Annotated in this window: 17 protein-coding genes; 9 read left to right on the top strand and 8 right to left on the bottom strand. The window is 73.0% G+C overall.

Annotation, left to right across the window (positions count from 1 at the left end):
• Window positions 1-971 precede the first annotated feature (971 nt).
• Window positions 972-3,839, top strand: a complete 2,868-nt coding sequence (locus I6A60_RS08410; protein ID WP_203018401.1) for an ATP-binding cassette domain-containing protein — start codon at window positions 972-974, stop codon at window positions 3,837-3,839.
• 28 nt (window positions 3,840-3,867) lie between these two features.
• Here the strand turns inward: I6A60_RS08410 and I6A60_RS08405 are convergent, their stop codons facing one another.
• The 5 genes from I6A60_RS08405 to I6A60_RS08385 form a co-directional block, all read right to left on the bottom strand.
• Window positions 3,868-4,452 (bottom strand): TetR family transcriptional regulator, encoded by a 585-nt coding sequence (locus I6A60_RS08405; RefSeq protein WP_374113396.1) that lies wholly within the window; start codon window positions 4,450-4,452, stop codon window positions 3,868-3,870.
• A gap of 430 nt (window positions 4,453-4,882) precedes the next feature.
• The gene (locus I6A60_RS08400; RefSeq protein WP_203018405.1) at window positions 4,883-5,905 is read right to left on the bottom strand and encodes an NAD-dependent epimerase/dehydratase family protein; all 1,023 of its coding nucleotides are present in this window, start codon (window positions 5,903-5,905) and stop codon (window positions 4,883-4,885) included.
• Window positions 5,906-5,916: 11 nt separating this feature from the next.
• Window positions 5,917-7,035 (bottom strand): NDMA-dependent alcohol dehydrogenase, encoded by a 1,119-nt coding sequence (locus I6A60_RS08395; RefSeq protein ID WP_203018415.1) that lies wholly within the window; start codon window positions 7,033-7,035, stop codon window positions 5,917-5,919.
• 60 nt (window positions 7,036-7,095) lie between these two features.
• On the bottom strand, window positions 7,096-7,800 hold the full coding sequence (locus I6A60_RS08390; RefSeq protein ID WP_203042428.1) for an EthD domain-containing protein: 705 nt from the start codon (window positions 7,798-7,800) through the stop codon (window positions 7,096-7,098).
• On the bottom strand, window positions 7,797-9,296 hold the full coding sequence (locus I6A60_RS08385) for an aldehyde dehydrogenase (RefSeq protein WP_203018428.1): 1,500 nt from the start codon (window positions 9,294-9,296) through the stop codon (window positions 7,797-7,799). The genes I6A60_RS08390 and I6A60_RS08385 overlap by 4 nt, the downstream gene beginning before the upstream one ends.
• Window positions 9,297-9,471: 175 nt before the next feature.
• Here I6A60_RS08385 and I6A60_RS08380 point away from each other — a divergent pair, with 175 nt between their 5' ends.
• Complete coding sequence (locus I6A60_RS08380; protein ID WP_203018430.1) at window positions 9,472-10,488, top strand: LLM class F420-dependent oxidoreductase; 1,017 nt, start codon at window positions 9,472-9,474, stop codon at window positions 10,486-10,488.
• A gap of 55 nt (window positions 10,489-10,543) precedes the next feature.
• On the opposite strand, the gene I6A60_RS08375 is transcribed toward I6A60_RS08380, so the two are convergent.
• A complete protein-coding gene (locus I6A60_RS08375; RefSeq protein ID WP_203018432.1) occupies window positions 10,544-11,515 on the bottom strand; it encodes an LLM class flavin-dependent oxidoreductase in 972 nt (323 codons plus the stop codon).
• 127 nt (window positions 11,516-11,642) lie between these two features.
• Here I6A60_RS08375 and I6A60_RS08370 point away from each other — a divergent pair, with 127 nt between their 5' ends.
• The 5 genes from I6A60_RS08370 (at window position 11,643) to I6A60_RS08350 (ending at window position 16,410) form a co-directional block, all read left to right on the top strand.
• Window positions 11,643-12,587 carry a hypothetical protein gene (locus I6A60_RS08370; protein WP_203018455.1) on the top strand — a complete coding sequence of 315 codons (945 nt, stop codon included), beginning with the start codon at window positions 11,643-11,645 and terminating at the stop codon, window positions 12,585-12,587.
• A gap of 272 nt (window positions 12,588-12,859) precedes the next feature.
• Window positions 12,860-14,086: a cytochrome P450 gene (locus I6A60_RS08365; protein ID WP_203018458.1), complete on the top strand. Its 1,227-nt coding sequence runs from the start codon at window positions 12,860-12,862 to the stop codon at window positions 14,084-14,086.
• A 153-nt stretch (window positions 14,087-14,239) separates the two neighbouring features.
• A complete protein-coding gene (locus I6A60_RS08360) occupies window positions 14,240-15,559 on the top strand; it encodes a hypothetical protein (RefSeq protein ID WP_203018460.1) in 1,320 nt (439 codons plus the stop codon).
• A 132-nt stretch (window positions 15,560-15,691) separates the two neighbouring features.
• Window positions 15,692-15,982 carry a type II toxin-antitoxin system Phd/YefM family antitoxin gene (locus I6A60_RS08355; RefSeq protein ID WP_238435033.1) on the top strand — a complete coding sequence of 97 codons (291 nt, stop codon included), beginning with the start codon at window positions 15,692-15,694 and terminating at the stop codon, window positions 15,980-15,982.
• On the top strand, window positions 15,979-16,410 hold the full coding sequence (locus I6A60_RS08350) for a type II toxin-antitoxin system VapC family toxin (protein WP_203018462.1): 432 nt from the start codon (window positions 15,979-15,981) through the stop codon (window positions 16,408-16,410). Before I6A60_RS08355 ends, I6A60_RS08350 begins: the two co-directional genes overlap by 4 nt.
• A gap of 127 nt (window positions 16,411-16,537) precedes the next feature.
• Here the strand turns inward: I6A60_RS08350 and I6A60_RS08345 are convergent, their stop codons facing one another.
• Window positions 16,538-17,821, bottom strand: coding sequence for an acyl-CoA dehydrogenase family protein (locus I6A60_RS08345; RefSeq protein ID WP_238435017.1), 1,284 nt, complete (start codon window positions 17,819-17,821; stop codon window positions 16,538-16,540).
• A gap of 184 nt (window positions 17,822-18,005) precedes the next feature.
• Here I6A60_RS08345 and add point away from each other — a divergent pair, with 184 nt between their 5' ends.
• Together add and I6A60_RS08335 are read left to right on the top strand one after the other, a co-directional pair.
• Window positions 18,006-19,163 carry an adenosine deaminase gene (gene add, locus I6A60_RS08340; protein ID WP_307873585.1) on the top strand — a complete coding sequence of 386 codons (1,158 nt, stop codon included), beginning with the start codon at window positions 18,006-18,008 and terminating at the stop codon, window positions 19,161-19,163.
• Window positions 19,160-21,046 carry an adenine deaminase C-terminal domain-containing protein gene (locus I6A60_RS08335; protein ID WP_203018475.1) on the top strand — a complete coding sequence of 629 codons (1,887 nt, stop codon included), beginning with the start codon at window positions 19,160-19,162 and terminating at the stop codon, window positions 21,044-21,046. Before add ends, I6A60_RS08335 begins: the two co-directional genes overlap by 4 nt.
• Here the strand turns inward: I6A60_RS08335 and I6A60_RS08330 are convergent.
• Window positions 21,031-21,786 (bottom strand): sulfite exporter TauE/SafE family protein, encoded by a 756-nt coding sequence (locus I6A60_RS08330; protein WP_203018477.1) that lies wholly within the window; start codon window positions 21,784-21,786, stop codon window positions 21,031-21,033. The genes I6A60_RS08335 and I6A60_RS08330 overlap by 16 nt on opposite strands.
• Window positions 21,787-21,875 lie beyond the last annotated feature (89 nt).

Raw genomic sequence — 21,875 nt, 5'->3', positions numbered from 1 at the left:
AGCTTATAAAAATTGAGTCCAGGACGCTCAGTCTTATGAACGGATCGTCAGGCAGGTTGATTCCCTCGGCGGGCAGCAATTTGGCGCCGGCGGCGCCACCGAGGCAGGTCCGACGCCGTCCTGCCACACGGGCGCGGGTGCGGGCGGCCCGCGGGCGGTGCGCGGCGTAGCGGGGGTGCGCGGGCGGTGCGCGGGCGGTGCGTGGGGCTACGCGTGGAGGGCGCGGGCCAAGGTCGTGGCCGGTGACGGATCGTGGTGGCGTCGAAACCGGGGGCGGCGGGCCCCAATTTGTTTTGTCCCTGCACAGCCGATGATCACGGCCAGTCAGCTGCCTGCGACGGTCGGCCGGGACCGACGGCGGCCGGGCGCGACCAGCTCCCCTGCGCAGTCGGTGATCAAGGCGGTCTCACGCCCCATCGCGACGCGTTGATCACTAGCTGTGCAGGCAAAACGGCGTCCGATGCCCCAATTTGTCCTCTTTAGCTCTGCGCTGTTCTCGATCATGGTGTGGCGGTGCGGCCCAGCCAGCCGGATGATCGGCGTCTGCGCAGGCAAGCCGGTGCCTCGGATCAGGCGAGCCGCGCCGGTGATCGGGGGAGCCCGGGCGCGGGGCATCGGGGGGTTGACGGGGTCCGGGCCGGGCGCCGGAAGTGTCGCGGTGCCGCAGGCACTGGGGCGTCTCGTCACTCATCTGCTGTGGCTGGGGTTGGGTTGGGGCTTGGCCGGTGACCGCCACGTATGAGTCGAGCCGGGCTCGCGGGCGCGCTGAGGTAGGCCTCGCGCGGGCGGCTCCGGCGGCGTAAGGCACTACCGGCCCGGGGGCGGATCTTTGCCGATGGCGCGAGGTAACTGGACGCCAGAGGCCTTTCGGGTCGCAAACGAGACAGGCTGGTGGGCATCCGTCCGTTCCGTCTACAACCCAAGCGCACTAGCCTGTCAGGCCAAAGGTCGACTTCTTTGGGGGAATCCGGGTGGGCAGCACCACGCTTCGAGTGACGACATCTTCTGGCGAGGTGCGGCTGCAAGGTCCCGAACCCGTGTCCATCGGTCGATCCCGGGACTCGGCCGTGCAGGTCAATGACAGTAAGGTGTCGCGCCAGCACGTGCTGCTCTCGCCGTCCGCCGCTGGCTGGCGGGCCGTTGACCAGAGCGCCAACGGGATCTGGCGCGACGGCCGGCGGATCTCCGAGCTGGAGCTGGCCTCCGGTGAGGAGGCCCGGATTCGGCTCGGTGGCGTCGACGGCCCGGAGGTCGCGCTCGCCGTCGTCCCCGTGGGCGCGTCACCCGCGCCGCCGGCCGGGACCGCGCCGCCGGTGGCGGCGAGCGGCCGCTCCGCCCCTGCCAGCCGGTCCGCCCCTGCCAGCCCGGCTAGCCCCGCTGGCCGGTCTGCCCCCGCCGGCGCGGCTAGCCCCGCCGGCCCGTCCGGCCCCGGGAGTCCGGCTAGCCCCGCCAGGCACCCCGCCCCACCGCTCCAGCCCGTCGCGGGTAGCGCACCCGCACTGTCGGACGCGGCCGACCTCTCGGCGCGCGGCACCTCCCGGCACGGCCAGCCGGGCCAACCAGGCCAGCACGGCCCGGGCGGCCCGGCGAGTGGCGCGATCGACCTGTCGACCAGCGCGAACCCGGCCGTTCCCACCGCCCGCAAGGTCCACGCGATCTCCGCGGGACGGATCCGGCTCGGCCGGTCCCGGGACAACGACGTGACGGTTCCCGACCTGCTCGCCTCCCGCCACCACGCCGAGATCTACCTCCACCCGAACGGCGCGGCCGAGGTCGTCGACCTCGGCACGGCCAACGGCACGTTCGTCAACGGCCAGCGGGTGGCGCGCGCCCCGATCAGCCAGCGCGACGTGATCGCCGTCGGGCACCACCTCTTCCAGCTCGACGGCGCGTCGCTGGTCGAGTACCGCGACTCCGGCGACGTCGCGTTCGAGGCGCAGAGCCTCAACGTCTGGGCCGGCACCAAGCAGCTCATGCACGACATGACGTTCCGGCTGCCGGCCCGCTCGCTGCTGGGCGTCGTCGGGCCGTCCGGCGCGGGCAAGTCGACGTTGCTGAACGCGCTCACGGGCTTCCGTCCTGCCGACGCCGGTACGGTCCGGTACGCCGGCCGAGACCTCTACGACGAGTACGACGAACTGCGCCGGCGCATCGGCTACGTGCCGCAGGCCGACCCGCTGCACGCCCAGCTGACCGTCAAGGAGGCGCTGGAGTACGGGGCGGAGCTGCGGTTCCCGGCCGACACGACGGCGGACGAGCGCCGCGTCCGGGTCGACGAGGTGATCGGGGAGCTGGGGCTCACGCAGCACGCCGACACCCCGGTCTCGCGGCTGTCGGGTGGCCAGAAGAAGCGGACCAGCGTGGCGCTCGAACTGCTGACCAGGCCGTCGCTGCTGTTCCTGGACGAGCCGACGTCGGGCCTCGACCCGGCGAACGACAAGGCCGTCATGGACACGCTGCGCAACCTGGCGAAGGGCGGCGGCGCCGGGTCCGCCGACGAGCAGGGCCGGACCGTCATCGTCGTCACCCACAGCGTGCTGTTCCTCGACCGCTGTGACTACGTGCTGGTGCTCTCGCCGGGCGGCTACATCGCCTACTTCGGGCCGCCGGACGGCGCGCTGACCTACTTCCACCGGGCCGACTTCAAGGACTTCGTCGACACGTTCCGCGAGCTGGAGGAGACCCCGGGCGAGCAGATGGCGGCCCAGTTCCGGGGCTCGGAGTACTACGTGCCGTCGGCGATGGTCGCGCCGCTCGTGCGCACGGCCCCGCCCGCGCTGGCGAGCGTGCGCCAGCAGCCGGTGTCCTTCCAGCTCTCGACGCTGACCCGCCGGTATCTGAAGGTCATCATCGCGGACCGCTCGTACCTGCGGCTCATCGCGCTGTTCCCGATCCTGCTGGGCGTCATTCCCCGGGTGATCCCGGCGCCGCACGGGCTCGGCCTGATCGCGAACCGGCCCAACGGCGACGCGGCCAAGGTGCTGGTCGTGCTCATGCTGTGCGCCTGCTTCATGGGCATGGCGAACTCGGTCCGCGAGATCGTCAAGGAACGGGACATCTACCGGCGAGAACGCACGATCGGCCTGTCCAGGACGGCCTATCTCGGCTCGAAGGTCGTCGTCCTGACCGGCATCACCACCGTGCAGTGCTTCGTGTTCACGCTGATCGGCCTGCTCGGCCGGACCCCGCCCGAGGCGGCGGTGCTCGGCTCGCCGCTGCTGGAATGCCTGGTCGCGATCATCGTCGCGGCGCTCGCGTCGATGATGATCGGTCTGTTCGTCTCGACGCTCGTCGACAACGCCGACAAGACGATGCCGTTCCTGGTGCTGGTGACCATGGCGCAGCTGGTGCTGTCCGGTGGCCTGATCACCGTCAGCAACTCGGTCGGGCTGGCCCAGCTGAGCTGGCTCGCCCCGGCCCGCTGGGGCTTCGCGGCGATGGCCTCGACCGACGACCTGAACGCGGTGGAGTTCCTCGGCCGCACGCCGGACAGCGACCCGCGGGACGTGCTGTGGAACCACACCGCCGGGGTGTGGCTGCTGGACATCGTCCTGGCCATGGTGATCGGCGCGGTGATGCTCTACCTGACCACCGTCATGCTGCGCCGGATCGAGCCGAAGGTCGGCCGTCCCGCGGCTGTCGGGGTCGCCGCCGGTGCCGTCGCCGCGTACGCGGGGCCGCCCTCGGGGGCGCCGGGTTACACCGCTCCCGGCTACGCGCCGCCGGCCGGCTCTGGCTCGTATCCGCCGGTCACCGGCCCGCCGAGTGGCGCCATGCAGTGGCCGCAGCAGCCTGGCTCCCCGCAGGCGCCCGGCCAGTGGGGCGGCCCCGCCGGCTGACGGCGGGGGCGGTCGCGGGGGGGTCCTCCTAAATGACGCGGGGGACCTTCGGGCCGGTGACGCCCCAGAAGACCAGCCGGACCATCGCCTCGCGCAGGTCGCTGACGTGGATGTCCCAGGACTCGAAGCCGGGCTGGTGCGCGGCGACGTGCGCGAGCATCGAGACGAGCGCTCCGGCCATCGCCATCGGCTCCAGCTCGGCGCTGCGGCCGGCCCGGGTCTGTGCCTCCTCGATCACCGCGGCGAGCGCCCTGGTGATCGCGTTGAGCATCCGGACCCGGGCCCGGCGAAACCGCAGGTCGCCCTCCTCGGTGAGCAGGTCGACGACCCGCAGCACCGGCTGGTGCGCCGTCCAGAACGACAGGAACCCGTCGACCAGCGCCTCGGCGCCGCGCAGTCCCGTCGCTCCCCGCCAGGGCCTGGTGCCGACCAGGTCGGACAGCTGCGCGCCCTGGTCGGCGACCTGCTCGGCGAGCACCAGCATCGCCGTCTCCATGTCGACGAAGTACTGGTAGAACGTCGCGGGTGACGTGCCGGCCTCGCGGCTGATGTCGGTGACGGTCAGCTCGCGGTAGGGCGTGCTCTCCAGCATCGCCGCGGCGCATTCCAGCAGCCGGGCCCTGGTCGCGAGCCCGCGCCGGCCCGGGACCCGGCCGTCGGCCGCGCGTGGCCCCGGGCTGTTCGCGGTCGTCCGCGGGTCCTGCTCGCCACCCTCGGGGCCGGTCTCCGGCGTCGCCGCGGTACCGGCGGGCTGGAGGTCGGGCTCCGCGCCGACCGTCAGCCGCGCGGCCGCGGTGCCGGTCCCGGCTCGGGACCGCGCGCGGGCGCGGGTGGGGGCTGACTTGTCCAGGGCGGGTGCGTCGGTGGGAGACACGCGGTAAGCGTAAGGCGCCGATCCGACGGCGCGTCAGAACCCGGCATGTGACCGTGTTCACCAGTCACCGCGTAGTCCCCGGCCCGAAGCCCGTGACCGGCGGGGTTGTCGGTCTCCAGGTGCTCGGCCCGAGGCGGTCCGGGCGCCGCCAGGCTGACGCCCGGTCAGGTCATCCGATCGGCGACGGGGCGTCGGTCCCGGCGCGCGCCAGGTGCGGGTGGCGCGCGGCGACCATCGCCCGCAGTCCCTCCTTCCACGGCACGCGGGCGGCGCCGACTCGTTCGTGCAGGCTGGTGAGGTCCATGACGACGCTGCCCAGGGTCGCCTCGGTGTAGTCGAACGTCGCGGGCAGGCCGGTCAGCGCGGTGAGCTCGGCGCACCACTCCTGGACGCTGACCGTCTCCGGCCCGGCCCAGTTGAGCACCGTCGCCGGCACGCCCGCGACCGCCAACAGCCCGGGGATCATGGCCACGGTGTCGTCGTCGTGCAGGAGCTGGTAACGGGTCGGAGTCGAATCGGCCTCGCTCGCGCCGAAGACCGGCACGGGCATCCCGGCGGCCATCATCTGCAGGTGGTAGTCGGGCAGGCCGCCGGCCGTCGGCCCGTACGGGACGTTGAGCCGGGCGATCGTCGTCGGCAGGTTGTAACGACGGGCGGCATACCGGGCCGCGGTCTCGGCCGCGATCTTGCAGATGCTGTAGGTGTGCAGGAACGGCCAGACCGCGTGGCTGTCGCCCAGGTCGTGGTCCTCGCCGAGCAGGCCATCGTGGTCCGGCGCGTAGACCGCGCCCGAGCTGCAGTGCAGGAAGGCGGTCGCGATCCCGGCGTACCGCTCGGCCAGCGCGAGCGTCCCCCCGGTGTTGCCGTCCAGGTCGACGGACCACCGGTTCGACTTGACGACACCGAAGTTCAGCACGAACTCGACCCGTTCGGGCAGCTGGGCGACGTCGGCGCTGACCAGGTCGACCGGGGCGCAGCGCACCCCCGCGGCCGTCAGCTCGTCGCGCAGGGCGGTGTCCTTGAACCGGGCCGCGCCGTAGACGGTGTTGCTGCGCGCGAGCGCGATCGCCAGCGGCCGGCCGACCTGTCCGGTCACCCCGGTGACCAGGATCGTCCGGTCGACCAAATCGACCGGGTCGACGGGTACTGCGTCGGCGGGTGCTGCGTCGGCCGGTTTCGTGGTGTCAGCCACGCACGCCTCCGTCAGCCCACGTCGTGGACGATGACGCCGCGGATGTTGCGCCCCGCGAGCATGTCCTCGTAGCCGGTGTTGATCTCTTCGAGCGGGTAGCGGTGGGTGATCAGCTCGTCCAGCTTGAGCTGGCCGGACCGGTACAGGCGGAACAGGGTCGGCAGGTCGGAGCGGGCGTTGCAGGCGCCGAACAGGCTGCCGCGCAGCTCCTTCTGGAAGATCGTCAGATCGAACAGGGAGAGCTTCACGTCCGAGTCGAAGACCGGGGTCACGCCGGTGACGACGACCCGGCCGCCCTTGGAGACCAGCCCCATCGTCGGCGCGATGTGCTCCTCGCCCCGCACGACGCCGATGGTGATGATCGCCGCGTCCGCCATCGCCCCCTGGGTCAGGTCGCGGACCAGGTTGGTCGCCTCCTCGAAGTCGGCGGCGGCGTGGGTCGCGCCGAACAGCTTCGCGGAGTCCCGCTTGCCGGCCACCGGGTCGACGGCGATGATCCGCTCCGCGCCGGCGATCCGGGCGCCCTGGATGGCGTTCATGCCGACCCCGCCGGCGCCGATGACCACCACGGTCTCGCCCGGCACGACCTTCGCCGTGTTGACCGCCGAGCCGTAGCCGGTCGGAACGCCGCAGGAGACCAGCGCCGCGACGTCCATCGGGATGTCATCGTCGATCTTCACGACGCTGCGCTCGTGCAGCACCGCGTAATCGCTGAACGTGCCGAGGAAGCAGATCGCCGAGCAGTCCTGGCCGCGGGAGTGGAACCGGGGGGTGCCGTCGATCCCGTAGCCCATCATCAGGTTCGCGCCGAGGTCGCACAGGTTCGACCGGCCGCTGGCGCACCACCGGCACTGGCCACAGCTGGGCATGAACGTGCAGATCACGTGGTCGCCCTCGGCGAGGCCGGTGACGCCGGAGCCGACGGCCTCGATCACGCCGGCACCCTCGTGACCGCCCACGATCGGCGTCCCCGCGCCCATGTCGCCGGTGCGCAGATGGTCGTCGGAGTGGCACATGCCGGCGACGTGCCACCGGACCAGCACCTCACCGGCCTTCGGCGGGTCGAGCTCGATCTCCTCGACGACCCACGGCTGGTTCAGCTCCCACATCACGGCAGCCTTGGTCTTCATGGCCTCAGGGCCTCGCTCTCTGCTGACAAGCCGGCGACGGAAAGGTCATCGTCACGTCTCCTACGGCTGCTGCACGTACTCGCCGAGCACGTACGCGTGCGACCGGTACCGCGCCGCCGTGGCGTCCGGCAGCGTCACCAGGTCGACGGCGTGCACAGGTGGGGCACCGGGGCTGAGCGTGCCGAGCACCCGGTAGCGGACAGTCCCCGGGATCGCGTCGGGACCGCCCGCCTCGTCGGCTGCCTCCTCCGCCTCGGCGCCGTCGAGGAAGATCCGGGCCATCACCACGCCGGGCGTGCGTTCCCGCGCGGCGGTTGGCCTGGCCGGTCCGGCGGCCGGGACGAGCACCTCGCGGCTCACCCGGTACATGTGGAAGCCGACGAGGAAGCTCGCCGCGTCGTCGATCACGGCCTTCCAGTTCTCCGCCGAGTCCCAGCCCTTGTCCGGGTCGACGAAGGCGTCGACGGACGCCGTGTGAATCTCGGTGATCGCGTCCACCGGCAGCGGCAGGGCGCCGTGGCCGCCCTCGACCAGGCGGACGACGTAGCGACCGGTCGCCGTCGAGTGCGCCACGCTCATCGGTGCGTGCACACCCAGGTAGTGCTCGCGGAACTGCTCGTCGGACAGGCCGTCCTTGCGGGTGAACAGGAACAGCAGGATCTCGCCCGCGGTGTCCGTCGTGCCGGTGCCGGTGCCGGTGCCGGTGCCGGTGCCGGTGGCGGTGGCGGTGGCGGCTAAGGCGGCGGGGGCCGCGTCGGCGCTCACACCTGCGCTCCGGCGGCGTCCGTTCCGTCGCGAGGCGCTGGTGGCTCGGCGGCAGTCCAGCCGGCCGGGAGGTTCACCGACTGGTACTCCAGATACGCCGACAGGCCCTCCGGCCCCAGCTCGCGGCCGACGCCGGACTCCTTGAACCCGCCGAACGGTGCTGCGTTCTCCAGCATGAACGTGTTGACGTTGAACGTGCCGGTGCGGATCCGGGCGGAGACCTCCAGGCCGCGGTCCGTGTCGGCCGTCCACACCGAGCCCGACAGGCCGTAGCGGGAGTCGTTGGCGATCGCGACCGCCTCGTCGACGCCCGAGTAGGGGATCACCGCCAGCACCGGCCCGAAGATCTCCTCCTGGGCGATCTTCATGCCGTTGTCGACCTCGGAGAAGACCGTCGGCTCGACGTAGAAGCCGCGGTCCAGCTCGGCCGGCCGGCCGCCGCCGAACGCGACCTTCGCGCCCGCGTCCCGCCCGGCGGCGATGTAGCCCTCCACGCGCTCGCGCTGCCGGGCGGCCACCAGCGGCCCGATCTCGGTGGCGGCGTCCAGCGGGTCGCCGACCTTCATGGCGGCCACCTTGGCGACCACCGCCTCGACGATCTCGTCGTAGCGTTCCCGCGGCGCGAGCAGCCGGGTCTGCGCGACGCAGGCCTGGCCGTTGTTCATCAGCGCGGCCGGCAGCAGCGCCGGCAGCGCGGCCTCGATGTCGACGTCGGGGAGCAGCAGCGCGGCCGACTTGCCGCCGAGCTCCAGGGTGTAGCGGGCCAGCCGCTCCCCGCAGATCGCGGCGATCCGCCGGCCGGCCGCGGTGGAGCCGGTGAAGCTGATCTTGTCGACGCCGGGGTGGCGGACCAGATGCTCGGCGACCTCGCGGTGGGCCGGCACGATGTTGACGACGCCCGGCGGGAGCCCGGCCTCCTCGACCGCCTCCGCGAGCAGGATCGCGGACAGCGGCGTCTCCGGCGCTGGCTTGATCACGATGGTGGAGCCGGACGCCAGTGCCGGCCCGAGCTTGAGCGCGGTGACGTAGAGCGGCACGTTCCACGGCACGATCGCGCCGACGACGCCGACCGGCAGCCGCCGCACCAGCGCCGGGCCGAGCATGCCGGCGCGCACCTCGGTGAACGAGAACGTCCGGGCCAGGCCCGCGAAGTAGTCCAGCGCGAACGTCGCCGAGTAGACCTGGCCGAACAGCGCCCAGCTCACCGGGCTGCCCATCTCGGTGCTGATCACCCGGGCGGCCTCCTCGGCGCGCCGGTTCAGCACGGCCGTCAGGCGCCCGATCGCGTCGGCCCGCGCGGCCGGGGACAGCCGCGGCCACGGGCCGTTGTCGAAGGCCTCCCGCGCGGCGGCGACGGCGGCGTCGAGGTCGGCGACCGTGCCCTCCGGCACCCGGCCGACCACCTCCTCGGTGTGCGGCGAGACCACCTCGATCGTGTTCGTCCCGGCCGGGGCCACCCAGCCGCCACCGATGAACAGCCGGTCCTGGACCTGCATCGTCGCCTCCGTCTACCGGTCGGGCCGGCGAGGTGGGGGAGTGGCCTGCGTCACTGGTTCAGATGCCGAAAAACTAGTACGAGTTCTAGAAATCCGCAACGCTGTCCCGGTGCCCGCCCGGTCGGCCGCCGGCGCTGGTGTGATCGAAGTGGTGTGATCGAAGCGAGGAGACGCGATGACCGCGGACCTGAAGTTGGGCCTCAACCTCGGCTACTGGCCGGCGAGCCCGCCGCCGGGCCAGCTGGAGCTGGTGACGGCGGCGGACGACTGCGGGTACGCCTCGCTGTGGACCGCGGAGGCGTGGGGCTCCGACGCCGTCAGCCCGCTCGCCTGGTACGGCGCCCACACGAATCGGATCAAGCTCGCCACCGGCCTGATCCAGCTCTCGGCCCGCACCCCCGCCTGCACCGCGATGACGGTGGCCACGCTCGACCACCTCTCCGGCGGCCGGGTCATCCTCGGGCTCGGCGTCTCCGGGCCGCAGGTGGTCGAGGGCTGGTACGGCGTCCCGTTCCCGAAGCCGCTGGCGCGCACCCGCGAGTACGTCGACATCGTCCGCAAGGCGCTGGCCCGGGAGGAGCCGGTGACGGGCGACGGCCCGCACTACCCGCTGCCGTACCCGGGCGGCACCGGCCTGGGTAAGCCGCTGAAGATGATCCTGCATCCCCTGCGGCCCCAGGTGCCGATCTACCTGGGCGCCGAGGGGCCCCGCAACGTCGCGCTGGCCGCGGAGATCGCCGACGGCTGGGTGCCGATCTTCTACCACGCCGAGCGCGGGCCGAAGGCCTACGCCGACGCGCTGGCCGGCGCCCGGCCGGGCTTCGAGATCGCCTGCCCGGTGACGGTGTCCATCACCGACGACGTCGCCGCCGGCCTGCGGCTGGTCAAGTGGACGGTGGCGTTCTACATCGGCGGGATGGGCGCCAGGACGGTCAACTTCCACTACGACCTGATGGGCCGGCTGGGCTACGCCGACGAGGCCGCCGAGGTGCAACGGCTCTTCCTCGCCGGCGACCGGGCCGCGGCCGCCGCGGCGGTCCCGGACGATCTCGCCGACGGCATCGCGCTGGTCGGCCCGCTCGCCCGTATCCGCGAGCGGCTGGGCCTGTGGCGCGACTCGCCGGTCACGACGCTCCTGGTCGGTGGCGTGCGCGACCCGGCCCAGCTGCGGGCCCTGGCCGACCTGTTCTGAGCTCGCGGCGGACAGAGCGAAGGAGGTGCTCTGAGTGGCCCGGATCGGGTGGTTCTCAGGCGGCGAGCAGCGGCCCGACCTCGGCTCCGAAGGCGGCGACCTGGTCGACCAGCTCGGCCAGGGTGCGGCTCGGGAACCGGACCTGCAGGTGGGTCACGCCGAGCGTGGCGTACTCGCGCAGGTTCTCGGCCAGCTGGGCGGGCGTGCCGCTTACGCACGGCCGGTCGACGTCCCAGCCGGGATCGCCGACGTAGAGCCACTCGGTGACGGTGCCGATCGCCGCCGGCGTCTCGAGCCCGGCGGCGGCCCGCTCCTTGGCGAACAGCTCGACCAGCGGCCGCATCTCGGCGCGCGGTGTGCCCTGCGGCAGCCAGCCCTCGTAGCGGGCCGCCCGGCGCACCGCCGCCGGCGAGGACCCACCGACCCAGATCGGCGGCCGGGGCGACTGGACCGGCCGGGGCGCCAGGCCCAGGCCGCCGTCGAGCCCGGGGATCTCGCTGCCGGCGACGGTCGGGAACTCGTCGCGCAGGGCGGCGGCGACGCCCGCGAGCCCCGCGTCGAGCAGCCGGCCGCGCCGCGCGAAGTCCACGCCGAGGGCGGCGAACTCCTCGGGCACGTGCCCGGCGCCCGCGCCGAGGATCACCCGTCCGCCGGACAGGGCGTCCAGGGTCGCGAACGCCTTCGCGGTGAGCAGCGGATGCCGGTAGGTGATGTTGAAGACGTGCGAGAGCAGCCGGGTGCTGCTGGTCCGCGCGGCCAGCCAGCCGAGCGTGGCGACGGTGTCGTACCAGACGGTTCCCATCGCCGGGGCGAGCCGCTGGGGGATCGCGACGTGGTCGCACACGCCGACGTAGTCGAATCCGGCCTCGTCCGCGGCGACGGCGACGGCGGCGAGCTCGGCTGGCCCGGCGGCCCGCTCCCACGGCTCGGCGAACAGCGTGCTCTGCGCCTGGACCGGCAGCTGCAGGCCGAAGGCGAGGGAACCGGGGGCGGGCAGGGGCGCCGGCTGCGGCGCGGTCGCGTTCACGGGGCCGGAGTGTAGAAGATTTTCTGACGGGTCGACAGATTCGCCCGGTCGTGGTGACCTACGCTTCCCGGGCCCACGACGCAGCCCGTCCGTCGGATCCCTGGATGATCTTCACGAAGGAGCCGCCATGACGACGACCAGCGAGCCGGGCCGGACGACGGGCCAGCCCGAGGACCAGCTGGGCCCGGTGGCCTGGGCCGAGCCCGACCAGGCCTACACGGAGCTGGCCGCCGTCGGCCCGTACTCGGTGGAGATCGGCTCGGCCCTGATCACGATGGTCGAGCCGCGGCCGGGCCATGAGCGTGCCTACAACCGCTGGTACGAGGACGACCACTTCTTCGCGGGCGCCATGGCGATGCCGTGGATGTTCACCGGCCGCCGCTGGGTCGCCACCCGTGAGCTGCAGCTGCTGCGCCGGCCGGACGACTCGGCGATCGCCCAGCCGGTCACGCTCGGCTGCTACATCGCGACCTACTGGATCACGAAGGGCCGGCAGGAGGACCACATGCGCTGGACGGTGGCCACCAACCAGCGGCTGCTCCCGGACGGCCGGGTCTACCTGGACCGCGACCACGTGTTCACCGCGTTCCAGCGCTACCTGGGGGTCAGCTACCGGGACGTGCCTGCGCCGGGGCAGCCCGCCCAGCCGCGGGACATCCACGCGCTGGAATACCCGTACCAGGGCCTGGTGGTCGAGGTGATCGACGCGCCGGCCGAGTCCGCGGCCGTCAGCGAGGGGGGCGACGGCACCGGGGTGGCCCGGGTCCTGGACTGGCTGCGGACCGAGCGGGCGCCCCGGGTGCTCGGGGCTTCGGGCGCCGCGATGGGCCTCTACTTCACGCCGCTGCCGCTGCCGGACAACCGGATGTCCTACGTCAAGCAGGTCGAGGGCCTCGGCCGGCGGGTCACCGTGCTGTGGTTCCTGGAGACGGACCCCCGGCAGGTGTGGGACGGCGTCTTCGCCGGGGCGGGCGAGGACGCCGAGCGGGGCGGCGCCGGGCGCCTGGAGCTCGTCGCGCCGTTCATCCCGACGCTGCCGGGCACCGACGCCTACGTCGACGAGCTGCGCTGAGCCCGCGCCGGCGGCTTTACAAAGTTGCTCCGTACTGACAGGGCTGTAGCAGTTCGAGGAACTTTACAAACTTGCCCTCAACTGGAAGGCCCGTAGGGCTTGCAATCTGACGACCGCTCAGGTCTCATGGCAACTGAGAACGTGTTCTAGTGATGGCCATGGGGGGCGGGCGGCAGCGCCAGCGTCGGCCGTCACGGGCGCCGCCCGTACGGGGCGCGTTCCCGCCTACCCGTCGTTCGGTGTACCGGTCGCCGCCGCACCCGGAGGTCCCCATGGCAGGTCAGATCAGCCTCGACAGCATCGACATCTACGACCCGGAGCTGTACGTCAAGGGTCTCCCGCACGACCAGTTCGCGGTGCTGCGGACCGAGGCCCCCGTCTTCCGCCACCCGGACTTCGAGCAGCCGAACGGGTTCTGGTCGGTCACCCGGCACGCCGACGTCAACTTCGTCTCGCGCAACCCGGAGATCTTCTCGTCGCACCGGCAGACCTGCTTCCTGAACGAGCAGACGCCGACGCAGCTGGCCGAGCAGCAGATGATGATGGTCAACCTGGACCCGCCGCACCACACCCGGCTGCGCAGCCTGCTCAACCGCGGCTTCACGCCCCGGTCCGCCGCTCGGATGACGGAGAAGATCGAGCAGGCCTGCGAACTCATCGTGGACAAGGCGTTGGCCACGGGCTCCGGCGACTTCGTCACGATGTGCGCGGCCGAGCTGCCGCTCGTCGTCATCGCGGAGCTGATGGGGGTCCCGAACGCGGACCGCTACAAGATCTTCGAATGGTCGAACCGGATGCTCTCGGCCGACGACCCGGAGCTGGCCCCGGCGCCCGACGAGGGCCTGCAGGCCGCGGTCGAGGCCTACACCTACGCCAACGAGCTCGGCGCCGCCAAGCGGGCCTGCCCGGTCGACGACATCGTCAGCAAGCTGGTGGTGCCGGACGAGAACGGCCGGGAGCTCACCGAGCTGGAGTTCGACCTGTTCTTCATCCTGCTGATCGTCGCCGGCAACGAGACGACCCGCAACGCGATCTCCGGTGGCATGCAGGCGCTGATCGAGAGCCCGGACCAGTGGGAGCGGCTGCGCGCCGACCCGGCCGGGCTCGCCCGCAAGGCGGCCGACGAGATGGTCCGCTGGGTCAGCCCGGTGATGGCCTTCCGGCGCACCGCCACCCGCGACGTCGAGCTCGGCGGCCAGCTGATCCGCGAGAACGACAAGATCCTCATGTACTACACGGCGGCCAACTTCGACGAGACGGTGTTCGAGAACCCGCACACGTTCGACGTCGGCCGGGACCCGAACCCGCACGTCGGCTTCGGCGGCGGCGGCCCGCACTTCTGCCTGGGCCGCCACCTGGCGCTGCTGGAGATCGAGATCATGTACCGGACCCTGGCCCGCCGCGTCGCCCGGGTCGAGGCGACCGCCGCGCCGCGCCGGCTGCGCTCGAACTTCATCAACGGCATCAAGGAGATGCAGGTCCGGCTCGTCCCGGCCTGACTTGTCCCGGCCTGATCGCAGGTGCCACCGCGGGTCTGGCTGGTCACCGGCTGAGACCGGTCCGTCCGGGACTGTCGCCGACAGGGCGGTCTGCGCCCGCACCGGGTCGACGATGAACGAAACGCCGGTCGCTTTCTGTGTCAACATCGCGACATGAGGACGCTCGGCGACGTGTTGGCCGCGATGGTCACCTGCGGCGAGCGGTGGCCCTCCGTCCACGCCGAGCTCGTGCATCGGTACGACCCCGGCGCGGCGGCGGACGCCCGCCGCTCCCAACAGGTGCGTGACCTGGACGGCCAGGGCGCCGGGAACGACGCTGGGCCGCCGCCAGGTCCTGGCACGGTCGTCGCCCCGCCGATCCCCGCGTTCGGCTTCGTGCCGGTGCCGGCGGCGCCAGCTCCGGGTGAGGACGCGACCGATCCGGTGGTGCGCCGAGGCCGGCTGCTCGCCGGTGACGGGATGCTGCGGGTCGAGTGGCCGGACGAGGACGAGGTCACCGTCGTGCACGGTGAGCTGTGGCGACGGCGGCGCGGCGAGGAGATCAGCGGGACCGGCACCGTCGGCGCGGCCTCGGCCAGGCCGGGCTCACCGCGCCGTCCCGGTGTCGTCGTGCGGGAGCAGCTGCTCGTGCGGCCCTGGCTGCTGCTGGCCTGGCTGCGGCCCCGGCTCACCGCGTCGGTCCAGGTCGGCGGCCGTGCGTCGACGCGGCTGACCGCTGTGCCGCGTCCCGGCGCCCGTCCGCCCGTCCTCTCGGGCCTGGCCGACGGGGCACAGCGCTTCGACCTGGTCGTCGATGACGAGACCGGCGTCGTCGTCGAGCTCGCCGCCTTCTTCCGCGGCCGGCTCATCGAGCGTGTCGCGCTGCGCCGGCTCACCGTCGGCGACACCGCCGACCCCCGGCTGTTCGACCTGGCCGCCCTCGACCTGGGCGCGGCCGGCCGGGCCGAGGCCCCGCGGTCTCCCGCCGGCGGCGGTTCGTCGGGTGAGGCCGGACCGGCCGAGCCCAAGTCTCCTGGGCCGCCCAACCAGGCGGTGCTCGTTCCCTCCCGGGCCACCGCGGAGCCGGCGGGCGTCGGGGAGTCGGCCGCCGGCGAGCCCGTCCTGCCGGCCCGCCCGCGCCCGCTCGCCGAGCTGGCCGGCGAGGTGGACTTCCGGCTGTGTGTGCCCGTCGGGCGGGCGTTCGTCGGCCGGATCGAACGGCGGCCGGAGGGTGCCGTCGTGGTCGCCTTCCCGGCGGCCAACAACGGCGAGCTGCTCACGGTGAGCCAGTCCGCCGGAGCGGGGATCGCCGACACCGCGGGCTGGGAACGGATCAGGCTGCCGGACGGCACCCCCGCCAGCTGGTGGCCGCCGGACGGCCTGCTGCTCCAGGGCCATCTCGTCTTCGACCGCGCCGACACCCGCATCTGGGTCCGCGGCGTCGACCGCCACGCCATGACCGCCCTGGCCCTCTCCCTGCACCCCGTCCGCTGACCGCCGCGCTGCCCCCGCATGTCCGTTTGACCCCGATCCGATCAGGGGGGAGAGTTGCCTCCGACAGGGTCTGAGCCGCCAGTGTCGGCTCGGCTAGAAACAGCTAGACAAGGGGAGGCTCATGTGGCCACAATGATCTATGTTGATGTAGCCACATTGGAGGCTCCGGTGGATGTTGGTATCCGCGACCTGCGCGACAACCTCAGCCGCCACCTCGCCGAGGTGCGCGCGGGCCGCACGCTGACCATCACCGATCACGGCCGGGCCGTCGCCCGTCTGGTGCCTGTCGCGAAGCCCACCCGGCTCGAACAGCTGATCGCCGAAGGAGTGGTCGAACCCGCCCGGTCGCGCATCCGGACGAGCCCCAGACCGGTCGAGGCGGATGGCATCGTCAGCGATCTCGTCAGCGAGCAGCGTGGATGATCTGCTATTTCGATACGTCCGCGTTTGTTCCGTTGCTGGTCGACGAGCCGGGCTCGGCCACGGCGATCCGGATCTGGGACGCGGCTGACCGGGTGGTGTCGTCGAGGTTGCTCCACGTCGAGGCCGCCGCCGCGCTCGCGCAGGCGAATCGGCTCGGGAAGCTGAGCGGGTCCGCCCACCAGGCGGCACTTTTGCGCCTGAACGACCTTTACGCCGAGTTCGACCTCCTGCCCGTCACCGACGGGCTCGTGTCGAGGGCGGCGACGCTCGCTCGACAACTGGCGTTGCGCGCCTACGACGCCGTGCACTGCGCGGCCGCGCAGCTCCTGGCCTCCGATGATCTCGTGGTGGCCAGTGGCGACAGGAAGCTCCTCGCAGCCTGCCGAACGCTGGGCCTAGCGACAGCGAACACCGGCCTCATGGGATGAACATGATCGCCGTTTGAGCCCTGGGGTGGTTGTGGAAACGGCGGCGACACGACCGTCCCAGGGCCCAAACGGCGATCAAGGTGACGCGAGTCGCCCCGCTGCCGCGATCAGGGCGCGGTTGCGGCGGTCAGGTGTAGACGCCGGGCTCGGGGGGCTGGCCGGTGAGGAGGTACTGGCCTAGTTCGGCGTGCTTCCAGTCGACGGGGTCGTGCAGGGAGAGGGTGCGGGCGTTGCGCCAGTAACGGTCGAGGCCGTGGCCGCTGGCCGTGGCGCGGGTGCCCATCAGGGCGTAGATCTCGCTGGTGGCACGGACGGCGGCCCGGGAGGCGGCCGCCTTGGCCGCGTAGATCGGGATGGCCAGCGTCGTGCGGTCCAGCTCGCCGCGTTCGAAGGCGTCGAGGAGGTCGCCGGTGGCCAGCGTCAGCGCGTAGGCGGCAGCGAGGTCGGTCGCCAGCTCACCGGTGAGGCGGCGCACCATCGGGTCGTCGGCGGCCCGGGCCACGCCGGCGGTCACCCAGGGCCGGGCGCTCGCGGCGACGAACCCGCTCGCGGCCTTCAAAGCCCCGATGCCGATGCCGAGTAGCGTCGCGGCGAAACCGGCCTGGTAGCGAAGCGAGTTCTGCGGCAGCGGCGCCCGGCCGGGGACGCTGCCCACCAGGTCCGGGTCGACGGTGACGTCGGCGAAGGTGATCGTGCCGCTGTCGGTGGCCCGCTGGCCGAGCGCGTCCCAGTCGCGGTGGACGGTCAGGCCAGGCGTGCCGGCGGGGACGAGGGTCAGCGCGAAACCGAGGAACGGGTCGCCGGCGCCGGCCACCGGGTCGAACGCCCAGGTCGCGACGTAGTCGGCCTCGGCGGCGCCGGTGGTGTAGATCTTCGTACCGTTGATCACCCGGCGGCCGTCGTCGGCGGTCGTGACGACGGTCTTCCAGGGGTCAGCGGCAGTCCTGCCCGACTCGGCGACCGCGAGGCCGAGCAGCTTTCCCGCCAGGAGCTCACCGGCAAGCCACGGGCGGACCGCCGCCGGGCAGTAGACGAGGATCTCCCTGGTCAACTCGTCGTGAACCTTCCAGACCTGCGCCACGGCGCTGTCGACGGCGGCCAGCCGGACCAGTGCCTCCAGGAAGAACCGATGTGAGACGCCCGGCCCGCCGAGGTCCACCGGGACGCTGACCGCGGTGAGGCCGGCGGCCCGCAGGGCGGCGATGCTCTCCGTGGGGTAGCGCCCGGCCGCGTCGTTCGCGGCCGCGAGCGGCGCCAGCTCGGTCTCGGCCATCAGGTCGAGCCGGGCGAGCAGCGCCGCCTCCGTGGGAGTCCACCGCTGGGCGGGCAACAGCGCGCCGAGCAGGCCCGGTGCGGCCGCCACGCCGCGCGCGGTGCTGGTCACGGGCTCGTCCGTGGGTGCGTCCGTCATGACGGGCATTCTGGGCCGACCGACGCGGGCGGCTCACGACCGGACCCCGAGCGTTTCAGGACAGGCCCTCATGGGGTTGCGGCCTCGTTGCCGCAACGGGTGCGCGAGCTGCGGGTATGTCCGTTGCGTAACGACTTCACCGGCGCGTTGACAGGGCGACGGCGCCGTACCAAGGCTCACGGTCGTGACTCTGGAGACCGCTGGCCCGGCCATCGACGAGACGCTGGTCAGGGCGCTGCCCAAGGCCGAGGTACACGTCCATCTGGAGGGGTGCTTCGACCTCGCCGACCTGCTGGAGCTGGCCAAGGCCGCCGGCGAACGGCTGCCCGGCCCGGCCGCGACCCTGTTCGACGTCGACACGCACGACGTGCCCGCGGGGGCCAGCGCCCTCTCGGCGTTCCTGCGGTTCCTGGACTGGGAGGGCGGGCTGGTCCGGACACCGGAGCAGGCGGCTCGGGCGGCCTACCGGTTCGCGGCCCGGGAGAGCGCCTCCGGCGTCCGGTACGCCGACGTGATCATCAACCCGACCCACTGGGGTGCCTGGCACGGCCGGCTCGGCGCGCTGTTCGCCGCGTTCGCGGCCGGTCTCGACGAGGCCGAGCAGGACGGCCTGTGCGTGGTGAACCTGTGCGCGTCGCTGCTGCGCCAGCAGTCCCCGGCCGAGGCGGCCGAGCTGGTCGACTGGATCGTCGAGGCCCGCCCGCCGCGGCTGGTGGCGCTCTCGATCGACGGCGACGAGCGGGCCGCCGGGCGCACGGGCCCACGGTTCGCCGAGGCCTTCGGCCGCGCGGCGGACGCGGGACTGCGCCGGACCGTCCACGCCGGGGAGTCCTCCGGTCCGAGGGGTGTCTGGGACGCGCTCGACCTGCTGCGAGCAGAGCGGATCGACCATGGCGTCCGCGCCGTCGAGGACCCGGCGCTGCTGCGCCGCCTGGCGGACTCCCAGGTGCCGCTCGGGGTCTGCCCGCGCTCGAACCTGGCGCTCGGGCTCTACCCCGACCGGGCGAGCCACCCGCTGCCCGCCCTGCGCGCCGCCGGCGTGGCCGTCACGGTCAACACCGACGACCCGGCGGCGATGGGCTACCGGCTGGAGTCCGAGTGGGTGGCCTGCGCTGACGCCTACGGCTGGGGCCTGGCGGAGCTCGCCGGCCTCGCCCGCGCGTCGATGGCCGCCAGCTTCGCGCCACCCGAGCTCCAGGCCGCGCTGCAGGCCGACGTGAACCGTTTCGTCGCGGCCCGGACCCGGTCGCCGAACGGGAGCCCCGGCCCAGCTGATTACCCGGCCCGGCCCGAGGGTCCCAACCCGTCCCACGGCCCGGTACCGACGGGCGACGTGGAATGAGCGGCCAGCTGCGGCCCGAGCTGCTGCCGACCGTCGACGAGCTGATGCTGGCCCGCCGGGTCGCGACAGGCGCGGCGCCGGCCGATCTGATCGTGCGCGGCGGCCGGGTCCTCGCCGTGCACACCGGCGAGCTGCTCGAACGCGACGTCGTCGTCTCCGGCCGCCACATCGCCGCCGTCACGCCGCCCGGGCGGATGACCGCCGGCGCGGACACCGTCGAGCTCGACGCGGCCGGCCTGCACGTCGTCCCGACCTTCATCGACGCACATCTGCATATCGAGTACACGATGCTCACCCCGGGCGAGCTGGCCCGCCTCACGGTCCCGCGCGGCACGGTCTGCGTGCTCACCGACCCGGACTGCATGGCCAACGTCGCCGGAACCGCCGGCATGGACGTCATGCGCACGACCGGCACGCCGCTGCGGATCTTCGAGCAGGTCTCGCCGACCACGCCGGTCGTCCCCGGGCTGGAACGCGGTGGCGCGATCATCCCCGAGGCGGCGGTGCTCGAACGGCTGGCGGAGCCGACGTCGGTGACGCTCGGCGAGTCCAGCCCGTTCGACGAGAGCCGGGTCGCCGCCGAGCGCTACCTCACGGCGCTGCGTCACGGCCGGCGGATCACCGGGCACACCGCGCGCCTCTCCGGCGAGCCGCTGTGGTCGTACCTGGCCGCCGGTGTCGGCGACGACCACAACGCGGCCACCGCCGACGAGGCGCTGGAGCGGATCCGCCTGGGCGCGATGCTGACGCTGATGGCCGGTTCGATGAACGACAACACCGCCGCCGTGTTCGCCGACCTCGACCGCGTCCGCCCGGCCTTCGGGCACATCTGCTTCTGCGCCGACGACAAGCACGTCCTGGACCTCGCGACCGAGGGCCACATCGACCATCACGTCCGCGCCGCGATCGCCGCCGGTGTGCCGGCCGTGGACGCCTACCGGATGGCCAGCTGGAACGCGGCGCTGTATTACCGGATCGACCAGCTCGTTGGCGCGGTCATCCCGGCCCGGCTCGCCGACCTGGCGATCATCGGCGACCTGGCCGCTGCCAGCCCGGAGCTGGTCGTCGTCGGCGGCGCGGTGGTCGCCGAGAACGGCCGGGCGCTGTTCGCCAACACCGACGAGATCCCCGCCTGGACTCGGGAGACCGTCCGGCTCGCGGACGGCTTCGGTCCGGCCCGGCTCGCCGTCCCGGCCCGGGACCCGGCGGCGCCGACGGCCTGGGTGCAGGCGATGGAGATGTACGACGGCTACTTCAAGCGGGCGTTCCACGTGGAGTTGCCGGTCGTCGACGGCCTGGTCCAGCCGGACGTCGAGCGTGACGTCCTGAAGATCGCGGTGGTCGACCGCCACCACGGCGACGGGCTGACCGGGGTCGGGTTCGTGCGTGGCTTCACGCTGCGCTTCGGGGCGCTGGCGATCTCGACGAACTGCACCAACGCCAACGTGGTGGCCGTCGGTACGAGCGACGCCGACCTGGTCGCCGCGGTGCGGGCGCTGCGCGAGCTGGGCGGCGGGTTCGTCGCCGTGGCGGATGGGGTGGTGCTCGCCGCGGTCGCGCTTCCGGTCGGCGGGCTGATGAGCGACGCTCCGTTCGAGCGGACCCGGGACGCGCTCGCCGCCGCGCAGGACGCGGCGGTGGCGCTCGGTTGCGGCATCCCTTCGCCGTATCTGGTGCTGTCGTTCGTCGGCCTGGCCGTCGTCCCCGACCTGGGGCTGACCGAGCTGGGCCTGGTGGACGCCGTCGCGCAGCGGTTCACCGACGTCGTCCTCGACCTACGCGAGACCGGTGTGACCTGCCGCTGCCCGAGCCACGGCTACCCGGTCCACGCCCTGATGGACCCGAGCACCGCCGACGGCGGGCTCGGTCAGCGGACGCCGTAGGCGTCGAGGCCGAGCCAGACCGCGAGGCCGAGTGCGGCGACGGCGACCAGCAGGCGGATGACGGTGGCCGGGGCGACCCGCACGATCGCGGGCCCGGCGTAGCCGCCGGCGAGCAGACCGACGGCGAGTGGGCCGGCCGCGGCCCAGTGAACCGGGCCGGAGAACGCGAAGATGATCGTGGCGAGCAGGTTCGCGAAGCCCGACGAGACGGTCTTGACCGCGTTGACCCGGGCCAGCGGCTCCGGCAGCGTCAGCGCGAGGACGGCGAGCATCGCGACACCGCCGCCGGCGCCGAAGTAGCCGAGATAGACCCCGACCCCGAGCACCGCCAGCCGGATCGGGAGGCCGTGCTCGTCCAACGTGCCGGTGCCCATGCGCACCAGCCGCGGCTGCAGCGCAAGCAGCACCCCGGCGGCCGCGATCAGCCACGGCACCGCCAGCCGGAACGCGCCGGGCGGGGTGGTCAGCAGCAGCACGGCGCCGGCCGAGCCACCGACCAGGGTCAGCGCCCCGAACCGCAGCACGCGCGGGGCCTGCCCGACGAGCTCGGGCCGTGAGCCGCCGACCGCGCCGAGCGCGATGCACACGAGGGCCACGGTGTTGGTGACGTTGGCGTCCAGCGGCGGCAGCCCGACCGCGAGCAGCGCCGGGTAGGAGACCAGCGACGCGAGCCCGACCGTCCCGGTGATCCCCGCGAGCACCCCGGAAACGACCAGGAACACCATGTCGGCACCGCTCACCGCCGGTCCGCCGGCACCGCGTCCGCCCCGGACCTGGGTAACCGGGACGCTTGCACCAGGCGACGCTATCCAGCCCGCTCCAGGTCAAA

The sequence above is a fragment of the Frankia sp. AgB1.9 genome (genome assembly GCF_016786355.1).
Classification (GTDB): Bacteria; Actinomycetota; Actinomycetes; order Frankiales; family Frankiaceae; genus Pseudofrankia.
The sequence above is the reverse complement of the archived record's forward strand: the minus strand, read 5'-3'. Positions and strand labels throughout refer to the sequence as shown.

Bases quoted from the DNA above. Each gene is read 5' to 3' on its own strand.
- I6A60_RS08380 (WP_203018430.1), top strand. From the start codon at position 9,472: ATGACCGCGGACCTGAAGTTGGGCCTCAACCTCGGCTACTGGCCGGCG.
- I6A60_RS08360 (WP_203018460.1), top strand. From the start codon at position 14,240: ATGAGGACGCTCGGCGACGTGTTGGCCGCGATGGTCACCTGCGGCGAG.
- I6A60_RS08350 (WP_203018462.1), top strand. From the start codon at position 15,979: ATGATCTGCTATTTCGATACGTCCGCGTTTGTTCCGTTGCTGGTCGAC.
- I6A60_RS08345 (WP_238435017.1), bottom strand. From the start codon at position 17,821: ATGACGGACGCACCCACGGACGAGCCCGTGACCAGCACCGCGCGCGGC.
- I6A60_RS08370 (WP_203018455.1), top strand. From the start codon at position 11,643: ATGACGACGACCAGCGAGCCGGGCCGGACGACGGGCCAGCCCGAGGAC.
- I6A60_RS08395 (WP_203018415.1), bottom strand. From the start codon at position 7,035: ATGAAGACCAAGGCTGCCGTGATGTGGGAGCTGAACCAGCCGTGGGTC.
- I6A60_RS08385 (WP_203018428.1), bottom strand. From the start codon at position 9,296: ATGCAGGTCCAGGACCGGCTGTTCATCGGTGGCGGCTGGGTGGCCCCG.
- I6A60_RS08355 (WP_238435033.1), top strand. From the start codon at position 15,692: ATGATCTATGTTGATGTAGCCACATTGGAGGCTCCGGTGGATGTTGGT.
- I6A60_RS08365 (WP_203018458.1), top strand. From the start codon at position 12,860: ATGGCAGGTCAGATCAGCCTCGACAGCATCGACATCTACGACCCGGAG.
- I6A60_RS08335 (WP_203018475.1), top strand. From the start codon at position 19,160: ATGAGCGGCCAGCTGCGGCCCGAGCTGCTGCCGACCGTCGACGAGCTG.